The following is a 23,203-nucleotide window of genomic DNA, read 5'->3' on the forward strand; positions in this document are numbered from 1 at the left end:
GTGATCGAAAACCTTCCAAAACCACGAATAATTATGCATCGTGGGTTTTCATCATACAACTGGCACCACGGATTCCCGTCACCAGCAACCTGACTCCGACGTCGAATTCGATCTCCTGGGCCTCGCCGTCGAAGGTGTCGATGACGTTGAGCTCGAAGAGTTGGCGACGCGCCTGCTCATCCATGACGTGACCGACGACCAGATGGGTGAGGGCCTGGGAGGCTGCTCGGGCGGTCTGGGAGTCGCACCCCCCACAATCCTGCAGAAAACTGGCGAGCTGCACGCTCGGGTCGGTCGTCACCAACCCGACCGACATGGCCGATGAGACCAACTCGGCACCGTCCCGATGCGCAAGGAGTTTCGAGCGCAGCGCATGCGCCCACCCCAGCAGTTCTCGGGCCAGCTCCCCACCATCGTCCGTGGGGGTCAACTGCTCCTCCTCCCCCAGAATCTCATCGGCCATTGCAGCGAGCAGGGTCTGCTTGTTGGCGACATGCCAGTACAGTGCGCTGGCCTTGACGTCCAGCAGCTGTGCCAGCCGTCGCATCGACAGGTCCTCCAACCCGTAGTTGTCCAGGATCTCCAGACCCGCTGCGACGATGTCGTGTGTGGTGAGTGACACCGGACCCCCTCATTTGCACTGACCCAACATGAGATAACTTGAACACCGTTAAGATGAACGGCGTTCAACACGCACCGTGTACCTCACAGGAGCTTCCATGAATCTAGCTGACATGACAGCACGTGGCCTCAACGGGCAGTCCATCACCCGAGAGGAAGCGCTGGAGATCCTGCGCAGCGACGACTCCGAGCTGCTGTCCATTGTGGCAGCTGCCGGAAAGGTCCGCCGCCATTTCTTCGACAACCGCGTACGCCTCAACTACCTCGTCAACCTCAAGAGCGGTCTGTGCCCGGAGGACTGTTTCTACTGCTCGCAGCGGCTCTCCTCCCAGGCCAACATCATGAAGTACTCCTGGGCCGACCCCGAGACCGTTCACAATGCCGTCGAGGCAGGAATCGCCGGCGGCGCACGACGCGTGTGCATGGTTGCCTCGGGCCACGGACCATCCAGCCGGGACGTGGACCGCGTCAATGCGATGGTGCGTAACGTCAAGTCGGAGCACCCCAATGTCGAGGTCTGCGTGTGCATGGGATTCGTCGACAAGGACAAGGCCGAGTCCATCAAGGAGGCCGGTGCGGATTCCTACAACCACAATGCCAACACCGCGCAGAGCAACTACCGCGACATCTGCACCACGCACACCTATGAGGAGCGCATGGAGACCGTCGACGTCCTCAAGGAGGCGGGACTCTCCCCCTGCTCGGGTGTCATCGTCGGCATGGGTGAGACCGACGAGGAACTCGTGGACGTCATCTTCGACCTGCGCAAGCATGGCGTCGACTCGGTCCCGGTGAACTTCCTGCTGCCCTTCGAGGGGACTCCGCTGGGCAACGCCCACACCACCGACAACTTCACCCCACGGCACTGCCTGCGTGTGCTGTCCATGGTGCGTTTCATCCACCCGGACGCCGAGGTGCGTTCGGCTGCCGGTCGCGAGGTGCACATCCGTACCCTGCAGCCACTCATCTTCGAGGTGGCCAACTCGATCTTCCTGGGCGACTACCTCACCAGCGAAGGAGCTGCGGGTGCCTCCGACCTCGCCATGATCGAGGACGCCGGATTCGTGCTCGAGGGCGGCGAGGGCCAGCCCGTGCCGGTGAGCCAGGTCCGCAAGGACCGCGAGCAGCTGCATGTCGACATCCGTCATCGCGGCATCGGTTCCCCAGAGCCGGCGAACGCCTGATTCGTACTGATCCCCCACCGGTCAGCCCCTCCTCGAACCTGTTTCGGGGAGGGGCTGACCGTTCCCGGCTCAACCCTCCTGAGGAGAGATCAGGGGATCGGGAGTGGAAAACCGGCGTCGGAACGGACGGGGCAGTCGGAACGGACTGGGCAGACGGGCCCGCCGGGAACGATGGCGACGACGTGTGACCGCCGATGGGCGTGAGCGCTGGTGGTCGGTACTGGTGCACCGACCACCAGTGGCGGAGTCACTGGGCCCGGAGTTGGGCCCCACACACCTGCTCGGCACGAGCCACGGCAGCGTCGCGTGCCTCGGCAGCCTCGGCATCGGTGAGGGTGCGATCAGCTGCCCTCAACCGCAGACTGAACGCCAAGGACTTCCTGTGCTCGCCCACCTGCTCGCCTGCGTAGACGTCGAAGAGCTCCACCGATTCCAGCAACTCACCGCCGCCAGCAACAAGAGCCTCGTGCACCTGGGCAGCAGAGACCTCCTCATCCACGACGAGAGCGACGTCTTCCTTGGCCACCGGGTAGGTGGAGAGCCCCCGAATGGTACCGCCATCCGGGGCAGCAGCAATCAACGCGTCGAGATCCAGCTCGACTGCGCAGGAGCGAGCTGGTAGACCAGCCTTCCGGCACACGGTGGGATGCAACTCGCCAGCATGTCCGATGACCTGTCCTGCAGCGACGAGCTCGGCACAACGCCCCGGATGCCAGGGCATCAGGGCAGCAGCACGACGCTGCAGTTCCAGACCAACTGCGTGACAGGCCTCCTCGGCCAGCAACACGGCATGGGTCCAGTTCACCTTGACGGCCGTGCCGTCCCAGCGATCCGGCAGCCAGTGCCCGGTGAGCAGTCCGGCCAGCATCCGCGGCTGGGCGGGCAGGGCTGCTGCGATCTCAGCGAGTTCTGCGTCGCTGGGGCGATGATCGACAGCCGGACGCGGCGCGGCAGCCTTCGACGTGGCACGGAAGACCGTGCCGGTCTCGAAGATGGCAAGATCATCCTGAGAACGCGAGATGTTGCGTCCGGCCGCCTCGATCAGCCCGGGCAGCAGTGTGGTGCGCAGGTAGGGATGGGTGTCGTCAAGCGGATTGGCCAACTTGACGGTGGCCCGCCGAGGGTCCTCGGCGTCCAGCCCGAGATGGTCAAGGTCCGCATCGCCCATGAATGGCAGCGAGATCACCTCGACGAACCCGGCACCGGCCACGGCAGCGTTCACCCGGCGACGCGCCTGTTGGGCCTTGGTGAGACCACCACCGCCAGCGGTACGTGGCAGCACCGACTCAACTGCGTCGAACCCGCGCTTGCGAGCCACTTCCTCGACGTAGTCGAACGGATCGACGAGATCCGGGCGCCATGTGGGTGGCACCAGGGAGAGACTGTCTCCCATGGCCGTCACCGTGACCCCGGAGCGGGTGAGGATGTCGATGACCTCGTCCTCGCCGATGTTCTGGCCGAGGACACGAGACGGAAGGTCTGCGTTGATGCTCTGACGCGGCATCGCAGCGATCGTCCCGACGGCGGTGGCAGTTCCCACGGTGGCACCGCCATAGCGGACCAGCAGCTCGGCAGCCCGGTTGACGGCTGGAAGGGTCGCAGCCGGGTCCACACCGCGTTCGAAACGACGGGATGCCTCCGAACCGAGCTTGTGTCGCCGGTAGGTGCGAGCCACCGTCATGGCATCGAAGTGGGCACCTTCGAGAATGATGGAGCTGGACTCGGCGGACATCTCGGTGGTGGCACCGCCCATGACTCCTGCCAGGCCGATCGCACCGGAGTCGTCGGCGATGACGAGGTCATCGGGATCCAGAGTGCGCTCGACGTCGTCAAGGGTGCGCAGCTTCTCACCCTGACCTGCCTTGCGCACGACGATGGATCCGGTGACCTTGTCGGCGTCGTAGGCGTGCAGGGGCTGTCCGGACTCGAGCATGACGTAATTCGTCACGTCGACAGCAAGGCTGATCGGACGCATCCCGGCGCGGAACAACCGATCCTGGATGAATCGTGGCGTGGGTGCGGTCGCATCAAACCCTTCCAGTGGCAGGGCGACGAACCGGGAACAGGCCTCGGATTCCAGACGTACCGGCACCGGTCCCTCGACTGCGACGGGGCCATCCACGCAATCCTCGGAGCTGGCAGTGCCAATACCGCCGTAGATGTCGCTGAATGCCCCACCGAGAACCCCGGAAATCTCGCGAGCAATCCCGCGCATGGACATGCAGTAGCCGATGTCGGGGGTGACATCCACCTCGAGGACGTCCTCGGGAATGTCGAGAATCGTCCTGGCATCCTCACCGGGCACCAGTGCATGACCGTCGACGGAGCTGGGCAGCACGAGAATACCGGTGTGGTCCTCACCAATCCCCAGTTCGTCAACGGCACAGATCATGCCGTCGGACATGTGACCGTAGGTGCGGCGGGCAGAGATCTCGAAACCGCCCGGCAGGACGGATCCGGGCAGTGAGACGACGACGAAGTCACCCACCTGGAAGTTGTGTGCGCCACAGACGATGCCACGACCCTCGACGCCCTCCTCAACGTTCTTGGGATGACCCTGGGCGTTGAGTGCTGGGCCGACGTCGACGCGGCACCAGTTGACCGTCTTGCCGTTCTTGTGCGATTCGGGGACCATCGACAACACTTGGCCCACGACGACCGGGCCACTCACCTCGCCACCGACTCGCTCGATGCGCTCGACGGCAGCCGTGTGCTCGGTGAGGGTGCGTGCCACGTCGACAGTGGTCGTGCCCTCGGGCAGCGCGATGAGCTCGCGCAACCAGTTCATAGGTACCCTCATCGTGCTCCTCCCATCAGGGAACGGCTGAAACGAACGTCACCCTCGACGAAACCACGCATGTCGGGGGCATTGTTGCGGAACATGACGGTGCGGTCGATGCCCATTCCGAACGCAAAACCGGTGAACTCAGCTGTGTCGACACCGCAGGCAGTGAGCACCCGCGGGTTGACCATGCCACAACCGCCCCATTCGATCCAGCCCTCGGACTTGCAGGTGCGGCAGGGATGCTCGGGATCATCCACCGAGGCACCGTGGCACACGAAGCACTCGAGATCGACCTCGGCACTGGGTTCGGTGAACGGGAAGTAGTGCGGACGGAACCGGGTACGCACCTCGCCGAACATGGCCTGTGCGAAGGCGTCCAGGGTGCCCTTGAGGTGGGCCATGGTGACGTCACGATCGACGCAGAGTCCCTCGATCTGGTGAAAGACCGGCAGATGGGTGGCGTCGTACTCATCGGCACGAAACACCTTGCCGGGGCTCACGATGCGTACCGGGGGTTTCTGGGAGAGCAGGGTGTGGATCTGCACCGGGCTGGTGGCGGTACGCATGCACTTGCCGTCGGAGACCGGGTCGAGCCACAAGGTGTCCTGCAGGGCCCGGGCAGGATGATCGGTACCAAGGTTGAGGGCGTCGAAGTTGAACCACTCCGACTCCGCCTCCGGCCCCTCGGCCACCTGCCAGCCCATGGAGACGAAGACATCGGCTGCCATGTCCATGAGAGCGGTGAGTGGGTGGACGGCCCCCCGCGGATGTGTGGTGACCGGCAGGGTGACGTCAACCGTCTCGCTGGCCAGCGCAGCCTCGAGCTCGGCGGAGGCCAGTTCCGTCTGCTTGGCCTTGAGGGCCTGGGAGACTCGGCCACGTGCCTTGCCGATGCGCTGGCCCGCTTCCTTGCGAGCGGCAGGAGGGAGCGCCCCGATCTCACGGTTGGCCAGGGCCAGCGGTGAACGATCCCCGGCATGGTCCAGACGAACCTGCTTGAGCTGCGCGGTGCTGGTGGCCTGCTCAATGGCACTGAGCGCCTCGTCGACGCGTTGCGCGACGTTCTGCTCGTCCAAGGCGCTCACCTGCACCGGGTCGTAATTAGTGTTGGGCCCGCTCATGGGCCTCCCTCCCTGATGTTGGCCAGATGTGCACGGGGGCTCCCCCGCGTCACTGGCAAGTTTAGTGAAAGTGCTGATCGACGTATCGCTGGGCGCCCATCATGGGCTTACCGTGCACCGACTCTGCTGTGTGTCTGCACGTCCACACCACAGTTCAGCAGGCACGCCACGGTTCAGCAGGTGTGTCGTACCCAGCACGTTGCCAAGGCAGTCAGTCGGATCCCCCAGCACGTTGGGCACTTGCCGTCGCATACAGGCAGATGCCGGCTGCCGTCGACAGATTCAGTGATTCCGCCCGGCCCCACATCGGCACACCGACAATCGCGTCGGCCAGATTGCGCTCGGCCTCGGGGAGGCCCCATGCCTCATTGCCCATCAACCAGGCTGTTGGTCGAGCCAGGGCACCACTGCGCGACAGCTCGTCAAGGCTGTCTCCCCCGCCGTCGGCGGCAAGCACCTGCATGCCATGATCGTGGGCCCACCGCACAGCGCTGACCGAATCGACACCCACCGACACCGGTAGGTGGAAGAAGGAACCGACCGAGGCACGCACCGTCTTGGGATTGTGTGGATCGACCGACCCGCGAGTGAGGATGACGGCGTCGGCGGCGAAGGCGTCAGCGCATCGAATCACCGTTCCCGCATTGCCCGGATCCCGCACCTGGGCGCAGATGACGACGAGTCTGGGATCCTCGAGGACGGGTAACTCATCGCTGGCAAGTCTCTGACACACGGCGAAGAGCCCCTGGCTCGTCACGGTCTCCGAAAGAGTCTCGACCTGGGCCTCATCGAGAAGGACACTACGAATACCACGCTGCCGAGCCATCGCGATGAAGTCGACGTCACGATCCGGATCACAGGTGGCCAGCAGGCTCACCCGCCCCGACCAACGCAGGGCCTCCCGAACTGCTTGGGCGCCCTCGGCGAGGAACTGCCCGGCATCGTCCCGACCACGTCGGGACAACAGACGACGGGCCGAACGCAGCGCCCCCTTGGAGATGGGAGGCAAGGCGCCCGACCCGTCGGTCATCGTGATGTCACTCACGCAGCAGTGCTCGCGGGCTGGTTCTGCTTCGCGACAGCCACGAGCTGGGCGAAGGCAGCCTGGTCACTGACGGCAAGCTCGGCAAGCATCTTGCGATCCACCTCGACACCGGCATTCTTCAGACCATTGATGAACCGGTTGTAGGTCATGCCCTCAGCGCGAGCTGCAGCATTGATGCGCTGGATCCACAGCGACCGGAAGTCACCCTTCTTGGCGCGGCGATCACGCAGCGCATAGGTGCCGGAGTGCAGCAGCTGCTCCTTGGCCTTGCGGTACGAGCGCGAGCGTTGGCCGCGGTAGCCCGAGGCCTGATCGAGGACTGTGCGACGCTTCTTCTTGGCATTCACAGAACGCTTGACGCGTGCCATAGTTGCTCTCCTTGTTCATGTGTCCGAGCCGACGGACTCGGGGTTCATGTGTCCGAGCCGACGGACTCGGGGTTCATGTGTCCGAGCCGACGGACTCGGGCGAAGTTTCTGTGGTCCGAACCACGGGGACCCGGACGCGGATGATTGAGGTGGTCTCAGCGGCCCGGGTGCTTGACCAGCAGCTTGCTGGCCTTCTTGGCCGCACCCTTGGGCAGCACGGACTGGCCGGTCAGACGGCGAGTGCGACGCGAGGACTTGTGCTCGTTGAGGTGACGCTTTCCAGCGCGGTTGTGGGCGATCTTGCCAGAACCAGTCACCTTGAAACGCTTCTTGGCACCCGAGTGGCTCTTCATCTTCGGCATGGTGGCTCCATTTCATAGTCATGCGGCCATGCGACCGCCTGGAGTGGATCTGATCCCCGACGGATCAGAGGTCGATGTCAGGGTCCATGTTGTCGGCGGGACCCTTCTTCTTCTTTGCCTGCCCAGCGGCTGCGGCTCGCTGACGGGCCTCGTAGGCCTTGTCCGCTTCGGCCGCGGCGGCACGCTCGGCAGCCTTGCGATCACGCTCGGCACGCTGGTCGGCACGCGCCTCGGTCTTCTTGCGGGTCGGGGCCAGGATCATGAGCATGTTGCGCCCCTCCTGCTTGGGAGGCGACTCGACGGTGGCGTACTCGGCCACGTCGTCGGCAAGACGCTTGAGGAGATTGACGCCGAGCTCCGGCCGAGACTGCTCACGCCCACGGAACATGATCGTGATCTTGACCTTGTCGCCGCCCTTGAGGAAGCGCACGACATGGCCCTTCTTGGTCTCGTAGTCGTGATCGTCAATCTTGGGCCGAAGCTTCATCTCCTTGATGATGGCATTCGACTGATTGCGACGAGCCTCACGGGCCTTCTGGGCAGCTTCGTACTTGAACTTGCCGTAGTCCATGAGTTTGACGACAGGGGGACGGGCCTGCGGGGCCACCTCCACCAGGTCAAGTCCATGTTCACGGGCCAACTGCATGGCCTGCTCCACCCGGACGATACCGACCTGTTCGCCATTTGGCCCGACCAGGCGTACCTCGGGAACTCGGATCCGCTCGTTGATGCGGGGTTCAGTGCTGATGCTTCCTCCAAGGACTCGTATTCTCGTCGACCGTGACAACCGCGACAGTTGGCCCGACTGTGCTCATGTGCACAATGCCAAGGACCGACCGAGTCAGGACAGACAAAAAGGCTCCTGCAGATGCAGGAGCCTGACACAGAACTGCTTGCGGCGACGCATGTCAACACGCAGCAGCCAGCACGTCTTGACGACGGGCCACGAACCCGGCAGAAACTCTGAGCTGCTCGCAGTCACGAGCTCCGCTCGGGTGGGAGATCAGGCCTCCACTTCCACAGACCACCTCGCGGCTGGTCACGCGGAGAGTATAGAACAGCTGGGACCTGGCACAAAATCCCTGCCACAAGATCGTGGCAGCGTTCCCCATGCCTCGCAATGATCCGCAATGACCACGTCGGACGCCCACCCGATCCTACCGTTGTGCGCCCACCGCTGCGCACACGTGACAGGTCTGCGACACCACAACCCTCCCCATCGTCCACGTACTCGCTCGTCCTGAGCGAATATGGACCACCGTCATCTCGCATGTGGTTAGGTTGACGCATGGACGAAACCAGCATCGTCATCCTCGTCACGATCATCACCACCGTGCTCCCAGTGCTCTGGGCCATATTCGGATGGCTCGCCCGACGTTCCTGGCGGCCCGTGCTCCGCGGACTGGGCCTGGCGCTCGTTCCCATCGGCCTGCTCGTCACAGGTCTCATGCGGCTGCTGGTACGCGCACTCGCCCTCGTGGTGAACTGGTTCGCACACACCCAGATGACGACGACGATCTGGACGGGTGTGATCGTCGCCGCCATCGGCCTGCTCACATGGATCGGGGCAGGATTCATGACCCCACTGACGAGGGAGGAAGCCCGACAGCGTCGTGCCGAGCATCGGGAGCGCAGGGCTGCCGGAGCGGCGGGGAAGCCCACTGCGCCCACCTCTCAGTCCTCTCAGGCAGGAGCCACCAAGACCCGACGGACCGCATCCTCACCCGCTGCGTCCCGCAGATCCGGGATGTCACCCGAGGACGAGGAGCTCGAGAAGATCCTCAAGGATCGCGGGATCTGAACCGCTCACAATCTGCAGGCCGAGAGCTCCGTGGAGATGATCGCACGGGCACCGGCATCCCACAGCTCGTCCATGAGTGACTGCACGAGTCCGCGACCCACCATGGCGCGCACGGCGTACCACCCCGTTCTGCTCAGCGGGGAGATCGTCGGGGACTCCAACCCCGGCGTCAACTCGATGACGCGGTCCAGAGCGTCCTCCGGCACGTCGTAGTCGAGCATGACGTACTCCCGCGCCACCTGGACACCATTGATGCGTTGCAGGAAGTGCTCGAAGATCGTTCCACCAGTGAAGTCCTGGCGTTGGATGACGATCGCCTCGGACTCCAGGATCGTCTCACCGAAGAGACTCAGCCCAGCCTTACGCAGGGTCGTACCGGTCTCCACGACGTCGGCAATGGCATCGGCCACCCCCAAGCTGATCGATGACTCCACTGCGCCGTCAAGTTTGACGATGCGGGCGTCGATGGAGTGGGCAGTCAGGAACTCCTGCAGCAACCGGGGATAGGAGGTCGCGATGCGTCGCCCGTCGAGTTCGGCGGGAGTGCGTGCTCCCGTCTGCGGACCGGCAAAGCGGAACCGGGAACGTCCGAAGCCCAAGCCCCGAACCTCCGCTGCCGAGGCACCGGAGTCGTGCAACAGGTCTCGCCCGGTGATGCCCAGATCCAGGGTGCCCTCACCCACGTAGACCGCGATGTCACGCGGACGCAGATAGCAGATAGAAGAACTCGACGCCATTGTCCTCGTCTCGCAAGGTGAGGTCTTTGCGATCGGTGCGTTGCCGATAGCCGGCTTCCCGCAACAGCTGAGCCGACGCGTCCGACAGGGTGCCCTTGTTGGGCAGGGCTATGCGCAGCAGGTCCGAGTTTGCGCACTGATCAGGGTTGGGGACTGATCTCGACATCATCACACCTCACAGGTACTCATACACGTCGTCCAAGGTGAGGCCAAGACTGATCATCATCACCTGCAGGTGATAGATCTCCTGACTGATCTCCTCGGCAGCACGATCCTTGCCCTCGTACTCAGCGGCCATCCACACCTCAGCCGCCTCCTCGACGACCTTCTTGCCAATGGCATGCACGCCATGGTCCAGCTCGGCGACGGTGCCGGAGCCCTCGGGGCGATTGCGGGCCTTGGTGGTGAGTTCTGCGAAAAGCTGCTCAAACGATTTGCTCACGACTCAAGGGTAAGTTGCCCCGTGATCGTCTCCTCGTCGTGCTCAACCAGCGGACCCGGTTGCCCAGAGCCCTCCGAACACTTTCGGATGGGGGAATCGGATCAGTGCGTCTGTCGCGGCCCCGAGGTCTCACCGGGAACGTGGGATCTGGCAGCCAGATCGGTTTTCCGGGACTGTTCCCTCTGGGTCCGACGCCACAGCAGAAAACCGTACAGGCAGAACAGCCCGTAGAAGATGTACATGATGGCACTGGGATAGTACTGGGCCGCGAGCAGCAACGGAACACCGACGACGTCCACGGCAATCCACACGAACCAGAACTCGTTCCAGCCACGTGCCATCCCGAAGGTGGCGAGGATGGAGCCGGTGAGGATCCATGAGTCGGCAAGCGGCCCCCACGATCCCAATGCCCTGAGGACGACGTAGCAGACACCAAGCATGATGAGTGCAGCTCCTCCAGCGACGACACGCTCGGATCGGGTGGCCCAACGTGGGAAGACCCCAACCTTGGACGTCACGTTGCCCCGTCGGGTGCCGGCCCAGACGATCCAGCCATAGGCCGAGGTGATGAGGAAGAACACCTGCCTACCGGCCTGCCCCCACATGTCGAGATTCTGCGGGGTGTGGAACACCGCACCCAGGAACACGGTGAACAGCACGAGATTTCCCATGATGCCAACCGGCCACGCCCACACCTTCCGATGAGCACCACCGATGGCCGAGGCGAGTCCGAAGACGTTGCCGACGACCTCTCGGTACAGCACCGGTTTGCCCAGACCCACGTCCAGCTGGGCATTGACGATCTGAGTCAGCGCCTCACCCATGAAACTCCCCTCCCCCACGACTGCCGCTCCCCGGGGCAGCACCTGTTGACAACGGTGAGACCCTGTCAGGTTCCTCCTGGGGTGCCGATGGACAGCCATGCTGGCTGCACCGACACTCATCCCAGCCCCACCACCATCGGTGGACACACGGTACACGAATGGTCACAGGAACAGCGGCCGTCGATATCCGTTGGCACGAGGGCAGAGGTGGCCACCGGGGTTCATGGGCTGGGCACAGAACGGACAGATCGGACGTCCAGCGGCAATGACCTGCCGGCACCGAGCGGCGAATTGACGAGCCATTGCGGGAGGCATTCGAATCTCCACCGAGTCAGGAGCGGCCTGGGGAGAGAGATCGAGCAGGAATTGCGGATCGGCAGCCATCACCTCGTCATCGGTGACTGCGAAGAAGTCCAGCCCCACCAGATTGCGGATCTCCTCCCACAGCAGGGCAACGGTGCCCAGTTCGAACTCGGTCTCCATCGGCAGCTCGAGGGGCCGCTGATCATCAGCCTCATCCGCCTGGGGCGGGATGGGTAGTCGTCCCTCCGAAAGTCGATGCAGATCGTTGAGCAGCCGATCGAGGCTGTCGGCGAGGGTCTGCAGCTGTTCCTTGTGGCAGAGCATGGTGAACAGTTCATTGGACTGACGCACCTGAATGTGGAAGGTACGATGTCCAGGCTCCCCCACACTGCCGGCGACGACGCGATCGGGGTGATGGAGCCGATGGGTGATACGCGTCATGCAGCTCACTGTAGTGCCTGATGACGGTTTCACCGACGCACGTTGCCCAGCCTTCGCCGACTCTTGCCATTATGGTTTGTGTCGAGAATCTCATGGGAAGGACACAGATGGCGTCGAGAACCGTCGGAGCCAGCGGCCTGCAGGTGTCACGGCTGGGGTTGGGGACGTTGACGTGGGCAAGCACCACCCCGACCGCGCAGGCCCGGGCCATGGTGCATGACTTCGTCGAAGCCGGTGGCACGCTCGTCGACACCGCGCCCACCTATGGCTCCGGTCAGGCCGAGGAGCTGCTGGGAAAGCTCATGCACACCGACCTGACTCGTGACGATCTCGTCATCTCCACCAAGGCCGGATTCCGCGTCGAGGACGGCACCCGGATCATCGACACCTCCAGAACTGCTCTGCTCAAGGATCTGGAGGGCTCATTGCGACGCCTGAGGACCGATCACGTCGACCTGTGGCAGGTGCACGCCTGGGGATCCGCACCGATCGAGGAAACCTGCGAGGTGCTGGACCATGCAGTGACCTCCGGCAAGGCTCGCTACGTCGGGGTGTCGAACTTCGTGGGGTGGCAGTCGGCCACTGCGGCCACCTGGCAGAAGGCCATGGGATCGCGCATCCCCATCGTCAGCAACCAGGTGGAGTACTCCCTGTTGGCACGTCGCGCCGAGATCGAGGTCATCCCGGCAGCAGCCTTCCACCACATGGGGATCCTCGCCTGGTCGGCCCTGGGACGAGGTGTGCTGGCCGGACGCTACCGCACCGACACGCCGCGTGACTCCCGGGCGGCATCGCAGGAACTTTCGTGGTTCGTCGAGCCATATCTGGCGCAAAAGCCTCGAGCCGTCGTCGACGCCGTGGCCAAGGCCGGAGAAGGATTGGGCATGACGCCAGCCCAGGTGGCACTGTGCTGGGTGCGAGATGCACCGACGGTGGCATGTGCCCTGGTGGGACCGCGCCACCGCAAGCAACTTGCAGAGCTGCTCGCGACAGCGGACATGAGCCTGCCCGACGAGATCACCACGGCCCTCGACGACATCACCGGTGGGCCCAACCTGGCTCGACGCAAACCCCAGCAGGACGCCGGCCAGGGCTGACCGAGTACGTGGACTGAGAATCCGTGGGGTGTCCTGGAACGCCTCCGCTCACCGGGTGTGAGGTTTCCTCGATCGACACCGACGAGACGGGCAAGTACCCACGCAGTGCGGGTGCCCGCACGGCAACCCTCCACACCAACGGAGGATCCCCGCACCTTCCAGCCACCCCTGTGCCAATCGCCCGGGGCCGATTCAGGCCCCGGGCGATTGGATGCAATCAGTGGTTACGACCGCTCCTCACGAGGCACCCACGTCATCGATGCCGGCCCGTCGTAGACCTGCCGAGGTCGGCAGATACGAATGCTCGGATCGTTGAACTGCTCGAGCCAGTGCGCGATCCAACCGGGGACCCGTCCGATGGCGAACATCACGGTGAACATGTTCAGCGGGATTCCCAGGGCTCGCAGCACGATCCCGGAGTAGAAATCGACGTTGGGGTACAGACGACGCTCGATGAAGTAGTCGTCGGCCAGAACGGCCTCCTCCAGCTCCTGGGCGATGTCGAGCAATGGGTCCTGACGATCCATCCGCTCCAGCAGCGGTCCAACCACCTTGCGCAGCACCCGAGCCCGCGGGTCCCAGTTGCGGTACACCCGATGACCGAAACCAGCAATGCGCACCTTGCCATCCTTGGCTCGCGCCACGTACTGCGCCGGGGTGAGGCCAGATTCCTTGATGGTCTGCAACTGACGAACTGCGTTGACGTTGGCCCCACCGTGCCGATCGCCCCACAGGGCACACACCCCCGCCGAGGCCGAGGCGAACAGATTGGCACCAGAGGAACCAACGGTCCGCACCGCCGTCGTCGAGCAGTTCTGGCCGTGGTCGGCATGCAGGACGAAGAACAGGTTGAGGGCACGTGCCGCGACGGGATCGGGCTCGTAGAGCTGGTACGGTAGGGAGAACATCATGTGCATGAAGTTCTCCACGTATTTGAGGTCCATCCGCGGATAGATGGCTGGCTCACCCACCGAAGCCTTGTACGACGCAGCTGCGATGGTACGCACTCGCGACATGAGCTTGGCCGAGTTGCGAATGGCGGAGTCCTCGTCGGTGATCTTCGGACGATCATGGGTGCTCATCGCATTGATCATCGCCGACATGATCGCCATCGGATGGCTGTTGGGCGGGAAGGCGTTGAAGTGCAGATCCATGTTGCGATGCAGTGCCGAGTTGCGCGCCAACAGCTCGGAAAAGTCATTGCGCTCCGCCGGGGTCGGCAGCCGACCAGTGATGAGCAGCATCGCCGTCTCCACGAACGACACCTTGTTCTCGGCCAAGGTCTCGATCGGGATTCCTCGGTAGAGCAGACGCCCGTTCTCGCCGTCGATCCACGAGATCGCCGACCGGCACGACGCCGTGTTCGCCAAGGACGAATCCAAGGTCGTCACACCGGTGAGTTCGCGCAGCCGCGAGATGTCGATGGCCCGATCCCCCGTCGTCCCCTCGACCACCGGGAGCTCAACGGTCTTGCCGTCAATGGTGATGGTGCAGGTGTTCTCCGTCATCTCAGGACTCCCCCAGAATTCGATCGACGACACGGGCACCGAACTGCAGTGCGTCGAGTGGGACGCGCTCGTCGACACCGTGGAACAGCGACAGGAACTCAAAGCCCTCGGGCAGACGCAGCGGGGTGCATCCGTAGCAGTCGATGTGGCGACCATTGGGCAGTTCGCCAAAGCCCTTGCCATCGGTGCCGGCAGGATTGAGGAAGGGCAGCACGACGGCACCATCGTCCTCGGCCTGCAGGGCACTCGTGATGGCATCCACGGCAGGCCCGCGCCACGGCGCCTCCACCGAGGGTTTGGTACTGATCGTCTCGAACTCGATCCCCTCGCCGGCAAGTTCCTTGATGGTGGCCACCATCTCGTCCTCGTGACCGGGGATGAATCGGGCATCCAGCTCGGCAGTGGCACGACTGGGAATGACATTGGCCTTGTAACCGGCGTCGAGCACAGTGGGAGTGACCATGTTGGTGCACCCGGACCCAGCCATGAGCGCCAACGGCCCCAGTGGGGCAAGCGACCTCTCCACGTTGTCACGGTCGATGGTGAGGTTCCACAGCTCGGCAGCCTTGGCGAGGAACTCCTCCTGCACGGGATGACGTAGATCTGGCCACTGATGACTTGCGATCCGATTGACGGCTGCAGCGAGCCGAGTGACGGCATTGTTCGGATTGTGCATCGACCCATGTCCGGCCAGGCCAGTGGCCTTCATGCGGAACCACCACAGCCCCTTCTCGGCAGACTGCACGACATAGGCGCGTTTGCCCGACGGGGTGGGCAGGGAGAATCCACCGACCTCACTGATGGCCTCGGTGACTCCGTCGAACACCTCAGGATGGTTCTGCCCCATCCAGGTGGAGCCCAGATCACCCGAACCTTCCTCGTCGGCGAAGAGGATGAATCGAACTGGACGCGACGGCACCTCGCCACGGCGGTGTCTGGCCCGAATGGCTGAGAGGATCATCGCAAGGAAGTCCTTCATGTCCAACGTGCCACGGCCCCACAGAAATCCATCGCGAATCTCGCCGCTGAACGGATCCACCGTCCAGTCCTCGGCGGCAGCGGGGACGACATCGGAGTGGCCATGCAACAACAGGAATGGACGGGAGGTGTCCGTACCTTCGGGGACCCAGTCGGCCACCAGGCACGGACGCCCCTCCACGGCGCTGTACCGGGTGGACGTGACACCGATCTCGGCAAGCAGTTCAGCCACGACGTCGGCAACCTCGGTCTCACCACGAGCTCCATTGGCCCCATAGTTGGATGAATCGATACGCACCAGACGCTGGCAGATGTCGATGACCTCGGCGTCGGGGGTGTTGGACACGACACTTGGTGAAGAGATGTCTACCATGACCCAATGATGCCACCGGCGATCGCCATGCCACGACCCGCCCAGATTCTGGGAGGTCGAACGTTGATTTGCATTGCTGCTGGATCTTCCACTACTATCCTTGTCTTGTCCGAGTGGTTCATACGTGATTCAGCAGGACACACGTCCGGGTGGCGGAATTGGTAGACGCGCTAGCTTGAGGTGCTAGTGGCCGCTTTTAGGCTGTGGAGGTTCAAGTCCTCTTCCGGACACAGTGGCGTAGGCCGGTGACCAGGTGAGAATCCTGGTCACCGGCCTTGTTGCTTCTCCGTGTGCTCCCGCTCCTCACATCCGTCAGCACAGACTTCTCGGAGCACGAGGCGGCACCCGTATCCCATCTGCTCACCTGCCACGCCCCGATCAAATGCTTCCATCCATACCTGATCTGACGACCGTCTGAACACCCCTCAGGAACCTGCGGAGACAAGACTGGGGTGTGAGGATGCCAGTCAATGAACGTCCTTCAGCTGTCCGAGCGGCCGGGAACACTCAAGTAGAGGAGGCAGAATCTGCTGCTCAGCGTTTGCGACGCGAAATCGTGATCCCCATGGCGAGGGTCAGGGATGCTGCGATGTAGCCCAAGCTGCTCACCGGATCGGAGTCGACACCGGTGGGTGGCAGTCCGATGTGTACCGGATTGTCCACTCGTCCACCCGGCTGCTCAGCCACCTTGCGGTGCGACACATTGGTGACCGTCGTGGTACCAGCTGTGGCAGATGGCAATTCGGAGGCGGTCCTTGCGCTCTGATCCGTTCCTCGGCTGGTGATGGCGGAAAGAGTTTCTCGTTCTCGACCAGTGTTGGCGGAAAGATGAGTGGCGAGGGCTTTCTCGGCCTTGTCCAGATCGGCCACAGCTGTCCGGTACCTGGCCAAGGCGGCGGCGTACGCAGCAGAGTCCTCCGCCTCGGTCGCAGCTACCTTCTCCAGAGCCGCCTTGGCATACTCCGCAGTGGCACGAGCCTGGACAAATTTCTTGACAAGGGCATCGATGGTGGGGTCCTCACCGAAGGATCCCGCTGCAATGAGATCGTCGATCATGACGTTGCTCCAATGGGCCAGACGCTCATCAGCAGCAACCTTGTCTGCTTCCGCCTTCTCCACAGCCGAGGACGTGGCACCAACCATTCCAACGGCATCTGCGCGATCCTGACTGGCCTCCTGCACAACAGCACTGGCCTCGGCCACGCGCTGCTGGGCGTCGGCGTCGGCCTTCCTGGTCTCGGCAAGATGGTGCCGGGCAGCATCCAGCGTGGCCCGGGCCTGGGCACGACGTGCAGCGAGATCGGAGCCGGCGGAAACCGCGGCGTCGTGAGCCTGGGTGGCTCCCTCGGCCTTCTTCTCCGCGGCGGAGACGACCTCCTCGGCCTGAAGTCTGCTCTTTCTGGCATCCTCGAACGTATGCTCAGCCTCGTTCCAGACACGCAGGGCAGCGTCAACCCTGGCCTGGAGATCCGTGGGTGAATCCACGCCTTGCTCGAGTGCTGCGGCCAGAGCAGCCCTTGTCTGATCCACCTCAGCCGCCGCTTGGTCGACGGCGCTCTGAGCGGCCAGACAGACGCCCTGGGCATGCACCTCGGCCTTCTGCGCCTTGGCAAGCTCACCCCGGGCAATGGAGTTCGCCTTGTCAGTGTCAGCGACCTTCGAGTTGGCCCTGTCCAATTCTGCGTCGGCCTCGTCGGCAGCCTTCCTGGCGCTTTCGTACGCTGACCGGGCGGCGTCGTGGTCGGACTTCGTCATGCGAGAGTTCTGCTTGGCCGCCTCGAAGACCTTGCGTGCCTCAGTCAACTTGTCCCCGGCCTTCATGGCCTGCTTCTCGGTGCTGACCGCACGTTTCCTGGCAGCGGCCAGCGACGCATGAGCGGCGTCAAGACTGGTCTGGGCTGCCGCCACCCCGGCAACGTCATCGGCCACCGTGGCCTTCAAGGCTGCTGCAGTCTCGTCGCGAGTGAATGATTCCTGTTCCTCCGTGTTCGCCACCGTATCCCTAGCCTCAGCGAGACTGTTGACGTACTCGTTGTGCTTCTGGGAAGTCACGATGGGCACAACCGGGGCACTTTCTGCGGCAGCCGTGGTGGGATGGGCAGCTGCCATGATGGCAGAAACAGCCAGCGGAACGGTCACGAGACCGGCAATGAATGGGGTGCGTGCATTCATGGCACAAACCTACGCCATCTCGGCGTGACATCTCACATGGATCATGTGGTCGTTCCGGGCTGGTCGCCTGACACACCTCGCTGCGGAGTGCTCACGCCTCGATCACCACAGTGCCCCTGCTTCGACACTGTTGCGTGCACACACCAACAAATTCTTGGATTCAGCTCAGGAATAATGCACAACGACGTAGCATTGTGCTCAGTGCTGGTACACACCGGCCCTGTGGAGCCATCCACAATGAGTGGATCCAGATGCTCGGGAACCTCGAGCGTCATTCCCACAACAGTTCACGAAAGGACTTGACATGGCACTTGACGACAAGATTCAGAGCAAGGGTGACGAGCTCAAGGGAACAGCCAAGGAAAAGATCGGGGAGGCTACCGACAGCCAGGACCTCAAGAACGAGGGCTCGAGCGACAAGGCCAAGGGCAAGCTCGGTCAGGTCGTCGAGGGACTCAAGGACGACGTCAAGGAAGCCACCTCGAACCTCAACGACAAGATTTCCGAGGTTGCCGACAAGAACAAGTGAGCCGTCTCACTGAAACAGGCATGTCGGCCCGATCTGGATCCGTCCAGATCGGGCCTTTTCCGTCTACCGATGGCATCGCCCATCCACTCCTCGCCCTGATCCATCTGCAGTGAGTATCAGTGCATGACTGACACATGCTTAGTGTCACCAAAGTTTTTGGAACCACGTCCAAGAATCAGAACTGCGTGACGTCTTCATGCGTCACCATGAATTGCATGGGTGAGCAGTCACTCGCAGATCAGTCACATGCCGCACGCACCCCGCTGCCATGGTGGTACCACTGACCAGGTGCCATCTGCTCCCCGCTGCGCCATCCCCAGCTCAGCCAGCTCCGCCAACAACGCCAGGCACTCACTCACCGCCACTCCAGCATCGAGTGCGATCTCATCAACCCAGGATCCCCCGGAGGCCGGGAGCGCCTCGTGAACTGCCAACAGATCCGAGCGCAAGGTGTCAATCTGCCGCTGCGGCGAACGCACTGGTGGCAGCTCAGGCTGCAATGGTCCAATCTGGGCGCTGACGTCGTCAGCATCGCGTACCAGAACAGCCTGGTTGTCTCGAATGAGCCGATGGGTACCTGCGGACATGGATGAGGTCACTGGCCCCGGAATGGCCATCACAGGTCGCATGAGCGCATTGGCCCACATCGTCGTGTTCAGTGCTCCTGATCGAGTCCCGGCTTCGACGATGACCACTCCAGAAGACATTGCTGCAATGAGACGGTTGCGCGCCAGGAATCCGGGTTTGGTGGGATGAGCACCCGGCGGTACTTCTGACACCAATGCTCCACCGCAGGCGACGTGCTCCAGAACTGCGGTGTTCCCTCGCGGGTAGAGCTGGTCAAGCCCACCTGCCTGAACGCTCACAGTGCAACCCCGCGCCGCCAGTGCCCCGCGATGCGCCGCCACGTCGACACCGAAGGCTCCCCCAGAGATGATCGTCCACGACGTGTGATCGGGAATGTCACTGCGCCGGGCGAGGTCAAAGGCCAGTTCCGAGGCAACGTCCTGCCCATAGCTCGTCGCTGCCCGAGATCCGACAATGGCCACACAGTTCGTGACACGGTTGGCGAGGTCGGCATGTCCGCGGGTCCACAGCCCTACTGGTGGCCCACCCAGGTGCTCGTCGACAAAGTCAAGATCGCCCAGGCTCACCGGCCACTGCTCATCGGTGGGGATGAGGAATTCAAAACCCAGTTCCTCGGTGGTGTCCATGAGCCTGTCCACGCTCAACTTGTGAGCTCGTCTGGTACGAGCATCCTCCTCACTGCTGTGTGAAATGACGTCCCAGAGCTCGACTGCGCTCCTGTCGTGCAGCGCACGCCGCAACCAGGGATCTCCTGGGGAACATACTGCACACAGGCCAGCTCGGGCACGTCGTTCGTCGTCCCACGTCATGATCAATTCCCCTGCCGCAGTGCCATGGCCTGTCGAATGTGCGTGGCAGTCACGTCATCGCAACCAGCCAGGTCGGCCTCGGTCCATGCAATGCGCAGTACCTTGTCGACTCCGCGTGCGGTGAGTTGTCTGCGTGCCAGGGCATCCTCGATGACCTGGACGGCCGCCGGTGAGGGAAGTCTTTTCCGAAGCTGTGAGCCGGGAACTTCTGCGTTGACGCGCCACGGAGTACCTGCCCAGCGTCGGGCAGCACGGTGGCGGGCCTCCTGGACGCGTTCCCCCACAGTCCTGCTCGACTCGCCCTGCGGCAGACTCGTGGCACCGACGAGATGCATCTTGGTGAGTGGGCGCATACGTTGATGGATGTCGACCCGGTCCAGGATCGGCCCGGAAATGCGACTGGCGTATCGGAGCACCATCTGCGGTGTGCATCGACACCCGCCATCTCGGTCGTCTGCCAGCCCACATGGGCAGGGATTGAGTGCCATGACGAGCTGAAACCGTGCCGGATAGGTGGTCTGGGCCTGGGAGCGACAGATCGTCACGTACCCGTTCTCCAGCGGACCGCGCAGCGCGTCGAGCACTCGCGGTGGAAACTCCGGTGCCTCGTCGAGGAAGAGCACCCCACGATGGGCCAACGACACCGCTCCGGGACGTGCCACACGAGCTCCTCCCCCGACCATCGCCGCCATCGACACGCTGTGGTGTGGCTCGGACAACGGGGGTGTCGTCATGAGCTCATGGACCGCACCATTTCCCACGAGGGAGTGCACCGCGGTGACCTCCAGTGCCTCCTTCTCATCCAGTGGGGGAAGAATCGTCGGCAGTCGCGCCGCCAACATGGACTTGCCACACCCCGGTGCCCCACGCAGCACGATGTGATGTCGACCTGCTGCTGCCACCTCCATGGCATGACGTGCCTCCAGCTGTCCGATGACCTCGGAGAAATCTCCTCGCCCAGCACTCGAGGGGTCTGCGGTGGAGGGCTGCGCGAGCGGCTCGTCAGCGTCCTCCTCACGTGGCGCACGCCCGTGCAACACGTCGATGAGCTCACTGAGGTGCCCCACCGATGTCACGGCCATCCCCTCGACGAGCCTGGCCTCGGCAGCCTGTCCACGCGGGACGACGGCGCGGTGAAAGCCCGCCTCCCGGGCTGCCAGCAACGCTGGGAGCACACCCCGCACCGGACGGACCCGTCCATCCAGTCCCAGCTCACCCAGCAGCACCGTCGAGGAGAGCATGGCCGTGGGGATGACTTCGTCTGCTGCCAGGGCTGCTGCCGCGATGGCAAGGTCGAAGTGGGTACCTGCCTTGGGCAGACAGGCTGGGGTGAGATTGATGGTCAGGGCCTGCGCGGGCCACGACAGGCCAGCTGAGGCCACGGCAGCTCGGCACCGGTCACGAGCTTCGTACAGCGAGGTGTCGGGCAGCCCCACCAGAATGGTACGGGGAAGACCACTTGCGGTGGCGGCCTCCACCTCCACCATCGTGCCCGCCACACCGATGAGGGCGACTGACCGTGCACTGGCCAAGGTCATTGTCCCACCCCTCGCACATGAGTGATCTGCGGGTCGGCCGAGTTGCGCCTCAGCACACCGATGACATCGACTCGAATGTGGTGGTGTTCCGGATGCTGACGTCGCCAGACCAGGGCCAGCTGAGTGAGCTTGTGAAGTTTCGCCGGGGTGATGGATTCCAAGGGTGTGCCGAAACCGGTGCCGGTACGGGTGCGCACTTCCACGAGCACCGCCCAGCCCTCGTCATCGAGAGCAATGATGTCTGCCTCACCGATGTCCGTCACCCAGTTTCGGGCGACCATTCGCCATCCCAGGGACGTCACGTAGCGTGCAGCGACATCCTCACCCCATGCGGCGATGTGATGTCGATGTCCCCTCCTGGCTCGCAGCGCGGCGCCGCGAGTCGTCGTGGGGACGTCCTGATCGACTGGTCTGACTGGCATGTGGACCACCTCCACACCCATCTGATGCGTGGCAGGCCGTCAACCGGCAGTTGTCCACAACCCCAATTCTCCCGGACGCGTGACCCGCCGAGTTGTCCACAGGAATTGGCATTCCTCGTAATCTCGCGGTCACACGGCAGTTGGAGAGCTCAGGCCTCCGGAACCTCCAGCTCGGAATGTGCGATCTCCTCGATGGACACGTCGCGGAAGGTGAGCACCTTCGCCGTCTTGACGAATCGCGCCGGTCGATACATGTCCCACACCCAGGCGTCGGCCATGGACACCTCGTAGTAGACGTCACTGCCTTCGGTGCGTACCTTCAGATCGACGGCATTGCACAGGTAGAAACGTCGTTCGGTCTCCACGGCATAGGTGAAGATACCGACGACGTCCTTGTACTCGCGATAGAGCGACAACTCCGCCCGGTTCTCGTACTCTTCAAGATCCTCGGTGCTCATGATGTAAGAACTCTAGCCGCTCGACGCACATTGGCGTAGGTCAATCGATGCTCTGGGCATGGCCCGAGGGCTTCCAGTCTCTGCTGGTGCAGCTTCGTCGCATACCCCTTGTGCACGGCGAAGTCATACCCGGGAAGACGCGCATCCAGGTCGATCATCATGCGATCGCGCACCACCTTGGCGACGATCGAGGCCGCACAGACGCAGGCACACACGGCGTCTGCCTTCCACATGCCGACATTGCCACAGTCCAACCCGTCGACGGCAAAACCGTCACTGATGACGTAACCAGGCCGAACTGCAAGACGATAGCTGGCTCGTCTCAGCCCCTGGATGTCGGCCTCCTGCATCCCCAGTCGATCGCACTCGGCTGCGGTGACCACTGCCCAGGACACGGCTCTCGCCCGGTCAGTGATCTCATCGAAGAGCCGATCACGTGTCTTGGCGGTGAGCCTCTTGGAATCCGCGAGTCCAAGAATACGGCGCTGGGCAGAGTCGTCAAGGATCACGGCAGCTGCCACCAAGGGGCCAGCGCAGGCACCACGACCGGCCTCATCGCAACCAGCCACTGGCCCCAGACCGGCGCGAGTGAGCAGACGCTCGTGCCCGCGTACCCCAGTACCGACTCGCCAGCTGCGAGCAGTCGGTGCCCGAGTCACCCCAAGGTCACGGTTCGAGGAGTCTTCCATTGGTCAGG

General features: G+C 63.3%; 22 protein-coding genes, 1 tRNA gene and 1 pseudogene. 5 read left to right on the forward strand and 19 right to left on the reverse strand.

Features of this window, described 5'->3' with window-relative positions:
- Window positions 1-31: 31 nt before the first annotated feature.
- The gene (locus tag ACP8JZ_RS05380; RefSeq protein ID WP_484482205.1) at window positions 32-622 is read right to left on the reverse strand and encodes a TetR/AcrR family transcriptional regulator C-terminal domain-containing protein; all 591 of its coding nucleotides are present in this window, start codon (window positions 620-622) and stop codon (window positions 32-34) included.
- Window positions 623-719: 97 nt separating this feature from the next.
- Here ACP8JZ_RS05380 and bioB point away from each other — a divergent pair, with 97 nt between their 5' ends.
- Window positions 720-1,805, forward strand: a complete 1,086-nt coding sequence (gene bioB, locus ACP8JZ_RS05385; RefSeq protein ID WP_323458791.1) for a biotin synthase BioB — start codon at window positions 720-722, stop codon at window positions 1,803-1,805.
- Between the two features lie 247 nt (window positions 1,806-2,052).
- Here the strand turns inward: bioB and pheT are convergent, their stop codons facing one another.
- The 6 genes from pheT to infC form a co-directional block, all read right to left on the reverse strand.
- Complete coding sequence (gene pheT, locus ACP8JZ_RS05390; RefSeq protein ID WP_484482206.1) at window positions 2,053-4,605, reverse strand: phenylalanine--tRNA ligase subunit beta; 2,553 nt, start codon at window positions 4,603-4,605, stop codon at window positions 2,053-2,055.
- A complete protein-coding gene (pheS, locus tag ACP8JZ_RS05395) occupies window positions 4,602-5,711 on the reverse strand; it encodes a phenylalanine--tRNA ligase subunit alpha (RefSeq protein ID WP_484482207.1) in 1,110 nt (369 codons plus the stop codon). Before pheS ends, pheT begins: the two co-directional genes overlap by 4 nt.
- A gap of 211 nt (window positions 5,712-5,922) precedes the next feature.
- Complete coding sequence (locus ACP8JZ_RS05400; protein ID WP_484482806.1) at window positions 5,923-6,741, reverse strand: TrmH family RNA methyltransferase; 819 nt, start codon at window positions 6,739-6,741, stop codon at window positions 5,923-5,925.
- Between the two features lie 11 nt (window positions 6,742-6,752).
- Window positions 6,753-7,124 (reverse strand): 50S ribosomal protein L20, encoded by a 372-nt coding sequence (gene rplT, locus ACP8JZ_RS05405; RefSeq protein WP_023034019.1) that lies wholly within the window; start codon window positions 7,122-7,124, stop codon window positions 6,753-6,755.
- Between the two features lie 155 nt (window positions 7,125-7,279).
- Entirely contained in the window at window positions 7,280-7,486 is a 207-nt protein-coding gene (rpmI, locus tag ACP8JZ_RS05410; RefSeq protein ID WP_021104718.1) for a 50S ribosomal protein L35, read from the reverse strand.
- 64 nt (window positions 7,487-7,550) lie between these two features.
- Entirely contained in the window at window positions 7,551-8,273 is a 723-nt protein-coding gene (infC, locus tag ACP8JZ_RS05415) for a translation initiation factor IF-3 (protein ID WP_081659136.1), read from the reverse strand.
- A 501-nt stretch (window positions 8,274-8,774) separates the two neighbouring features.
- Between infC and ACP8JZ_RS05420 the strand changes: the two genes are divergently transcribed.
- Window positions 8,775-9,287: a hypothetical protein gene (locus ACP8JZ_RS05420; protein ID WP_306517197.1), complete on the forward strand. Its 513-nt coding sequence runs from the start codon at window positions 8,775-8,777 to the stop codon at window positions 9,285-9,287.
- Between the two features lie 5 nt (window positions 9,288-9,292).
- On the opposite strand, the pseudogene hisG reads toward ACP8JZ_RS05420, so the two are convergent.
- The 4 genes and pseudogenes from hisG to ACP8JZ_RS05440 form a co-directional block, all read right to left on the reverse strand.
- Window positions 9,293-10,190, reverse strand: a pseudogene (hisG, locus tag ACP8JZ_RS05425) (ATP phosphoribosyltransferase).
- 9 nt (window positions 10,191-10,199) lie between these two features.
- The gene (locus ACP8JZ_RS05430) at window positions 10,200-10,466 is read right to left on the reverse strand and encodes a phosphoribosyl-ATP diphosphatase (RefSeq protein ID WP_023034023.1); all 267 of its coding nucleotides are present in this window, start codon (window positions 10,464-10,466) and stop codon (window positions 10,200-10,202) included.
- A 101-nt stretch (window positions 10,467-10,567) separates the two neighbouring features.
- Window positions 10,568-11,290: a nicotinamide riboside transporter PnuC gene (gene pnuC, locus ACP8JZ_RS05435; RefSeq protein ID WP_286318555.1), complete on the reverse strand. Its 723-nt coding sequence runs from the start codon at window positions 11,288-11,290 to the stop codon at window positions 10,568-10,570.
- Between the two features lie 162 nt (window positions 11,291-11,452).
- Complete coding sequence (locus tag ACP8JZ_RS05440; RefSeq protein ID WP_306517194.1) at window positions 11,453-12,034, reverse strand: DUF3090 family protein; 582 nt, start codon at window positions 12,032-12,034, stop codon at window positions 11,453-11,455.
- A gap of 107 nt (window positions 12,035-12,141) precedes the next feature.
- Between ACP8JZ_RS05440 and ACP8JZ_RS05445 the strand changes: the two genes are divergently transcribed.
- The gene (locus ACP8JZ_RS05445; protein WP_306517193.1) at window positions 12,142-13,131 is read left to right on the forward strand and encodes an aldo/keto reductase; all 990 of its coding nucleotides are present in this window, start codon (window positions 12,142-12,144) and stop codon (window positions 13,129-13,131) included.
- Window positions 13,132-13,355: 224 nt separating this feature from the next.
- On the opposite strand, the gene ACP8JZ_RS05450 is transcribed toward ACP8JZ_RS05445, so the two are convergent.
- Entirely contained in the window at window positions 13,356-14,639 is a 1,284-nt protein-coding gene (locus ACP8JZ_RS05450) for a citrate synthase (protein ID WP_306517192.1), read from the reverse strand.
- Between the two features lies 1 nt (window position 14,640).
- Window positions 14,641-15,990, reverse strand: coding sequence for a M20/M25/M40 family metallo-hydrolase (locus ACP8JZ_RS05455; protein ID WP_306517191.1), 1,350 nt, complete (start codon window positions 15,988-15,990; stop codon window positions 14,641-14,643).
- Window positions 15,991-16,133: 143 nt separating this feature from the next.
- On the opposite strand from ACP8JZ_RS05455, the gene ACP8JZ_RS05460 reads away from it, so the two are divergent.
- Window positions 16,134-16,220, forward strand: a tRNA-Leu gene (locus tag ACP8JZ_RS05460).
- Between the two features lie 304 nt (window positions 16,221-16,524).
- Here the strand turns inward: ACP8JZ_RS05460 and ACP8JZ_RS05465 are convergent.
- Window positions 16,525-18,162, reverse strand: coding sequence for a coiled-coil domain-containing protein (locus ACP8JZ_RS05465; protein ID WP_306517190.1), 1,638 nt, complete (start codon window positions 18,160-18,162; stop codon window positions 16,525-16,527).
- A gap of 304 nt (window positions 18,163-18,466) precedes the next feature.
- Between ACP8JZ_RS05465 and ACP8JZ_RS05470 the strand changes: the two genes are divergently transcribed.
- The gene (locus ACP8JZ_RS05470; protein WP_021104707.1) at window positions 18,467-18,691 is read left to right on the forward strand and encodes a CsbD family protein; all 225 of its coding nucleotides are present in this window, start codon (window positions 18,467-18,469) and stop codon (window positions 18,689-18,691) included.
- Between the two features lie 242 nt (window positions 18,692-18,933).
- Here ACP8JZ_RS05470 and ACP8JZ_RS05475 read toward each other — a convergent pair whose 3' ends face one another.
- From ACP8JZ_RS05475 to ACP8JZ_RS05495, 5 genes are all read right to left on the reverse strand, one after another.
- Window positions 18,934-20,088, reverse strand: coding sequence for a DNA-processing protein DprA (locus ACP8JZ_RS05475; RefSeq protein ID WP_306517189.1), 1,155 nt, complete (start codon window positions 20,086-20,088; stop codon window positions 18,934-18,936).
- Window positions 20,089-20,090: 2 nt separating this feature from the next.
- Window positions 20,091-21,626: a YifB family Mg chelatase-like AAA ATPase gene (locus ACP8JZ_RS05480; RefSeq protein WP_484482208.1), complete on the reverse strand. Its 1,536-nt coding sequence runs from the start codon at window positions 21,624-21,626 to the stop codon at window positions 20,091-20,093.
- Window positions 21,623-22,048: a YraN family protein gene (locus tag ACP8JZ_RS05485; RefSeq protein ID WP_306517187.1), complete on the reverse strand. Its 426-nt coding sequence runs from the start codon at window positions 22,046-22,048 to the stop codon at window positions 21,623-21,625. The genes ACP8JZ_RS05480 and ACP8JZ_RS05485 overlap by 4 nt, the downstream gene beginning before the upstream one ends.
- A 149-nt stretch (window positions 22,049-22,197) precedes the next feature.
- Window positions 22,198-22,506: a DUF2469 domain-containing protein gene (locus ACP8JZ_RS05490; RefSeq protein ID WP_021104702.1), complete on the reverse strand. Its 309-nt coding sequence runs from the start codon at window positions 22,504-22,506 to the stop codon at window positions 22,198-22,200.
- Complete coding sequence (locus ACP8JZ_RS05495) at window positions 22,503-23,195, reverse strand: ribonuclease HII (protein WP_306517185.1); 693 nt, start codon at window positions 23,193-23,195, stop codon at window positions 22,503-22,505. The genes ACP8JZ_RS05490 and ACP8JZ_RS05495 overlap by 4 nt, the downstream gene beginning before the upstream one ends.
- Window positions 23,196-23,203 lie beyond the last annotated feature (8 nt).

The organism is Cutibacterium sp. LaCa_286 (assembly GCF_057198075.1).

Excerpts from the sequence above, each read along its gene's own strand:
- bioB (WP_323458791.1), top strand. The coding sequence starts at position 720 with ATGAATCTAGCTGACATGACAGCACGTGGCCTCAACGGGCAGTCCATC.
- pheT (WP_484482206.1), bottom strand. The coding sequence starts at position 4,605 with ATGAGGGTACCTATGAACTGGTTGCGCGAGCTCATCGCGCTGCCCGAG.
- pheS (WP_484482207.1), bottom strand. The coding sequence starts at position 5,711 with ATGAGCGGGCCCAACACTAATTACGACCCGGTGCAGGTGAGCGCCTTG.
- ACP8JZ_RS05400 (WP_484482806.1), bottom strand. The coding sequence starts at position 6,741 with ATGACCGACGGGTCGGGCGCCTTGCCTCCCATCTCCAAGGGGGCGCTG.
- rplT (WP_023034019.1), bottom strand. The coding sequence starts at position 7,124 with ATGGCACGCGTCAAGCGTTCTGTGAATGCCAAGAAGAAGCGTCGCACA.
- rpmI (WP_021104718.1), bottom strand. The coding sequence starts at position 7,486 with ATGCCGAAGATGAAGAGCCACTCGGGTGCCAAGAAGCGTTTCAAGGTG.
- ACP8JZ_RS05420 (WP_306517197.1), top strand. The coding sequence starts at position 8,775 with ATGGACGAAACCAGCATCGTCATCCTCGTCACGATCATCACCACCGTG.
- pnuC (WP_286318555.1), bottom strand. The coding sequence starts at position 11,290 with ATGGGTGAGGCGCTGACTCAGATCGTCAATGCCCAGCTGGACGTGGGT.
- ACP8JZ_RS05440 (WP_306517194.1), bottom strand. The coding sequence starts at position 12,034 with ATGACGCGTATCACCCATCGGCTCCATCACCCCGATCGCGTCGTCGCC.
- ACP8JZ_RS05445 (WP_306517193.1), top strand. The coding sequence starts at position 12,142 with ATGGCGTCGAGAACCGTCGGAGCCAGCGGCCTGCAGGTGTCACGGCTG.
- ACP8JZ_RS05450 (WP_306517192.1), bottom strand. The coding sequence starts at position 14,639 with ATGACGGAGAACACCTGCACCATCACCATTGACGGCAAGACCGTTGAG.
- ACP8JZ_RS05455 (WP_306517191.1), bottom strand. The coding sequence starts at position 15,990 with ATGGTAGACATCTCTTCACCAAGTGTCGTGTCCAACACCCCCGACGCC.
- ACP8JZ_RS05465 (WP_306517190.1), bottom strand. The coding sequence starts at position 18,162 with ATGAATGCACGCACCCCATTCATTGCCGGTCTCGTGACCGTTCCGCTG.
- ACP8JZ_RS05470 (WP_021104707.1), top strand. The coding sequence starts at position 18,467 with ATGGCACTTGACGACAAGATTCAGAGCAAGGGTGACGAGCTCAAGGGA.
- ACP8JZ_RS05475 (WP_306517189.1), bottom strand. The coding sequence starts at position 20,088 with ATGACGTGGGACGACGAACGACGTGCCCGAGCTGGCCTGTGTGCAGTA.
- ACP8JZ_RS05480 (WP_484482208.1), bottom strand. The coding sequence starts at position 21,626 with ATGACCTTGGCCAGTGCACGGTCAGTCGCCCTCATCGGTGTGGCGGGC.
- ACP8JZ_RS05485 (WP_306517187.1), bottom strand. The coding sequence starts at position 22,048 with ATGCCAGTCAGACCAGTCGATCAGGACGTCCCCACGACGACTCGCGGC.
- ACP8JZ_RS05490 (WP_021104702.1), bottom strand. The coding sequence starts at position 22,506 with ATGAGCACCGAGGATCTTGAAGAGTACGAGAACCGGGCGGAGTTGTCG.
- ACP8JZ_RS05495 (WP_306517185.1), bottom strand. The coding sequence starts at position 23,195 with ATGGAAGACTCCTCGAACCGTGACCTTGGGGTGACTCGGGCACCGACT.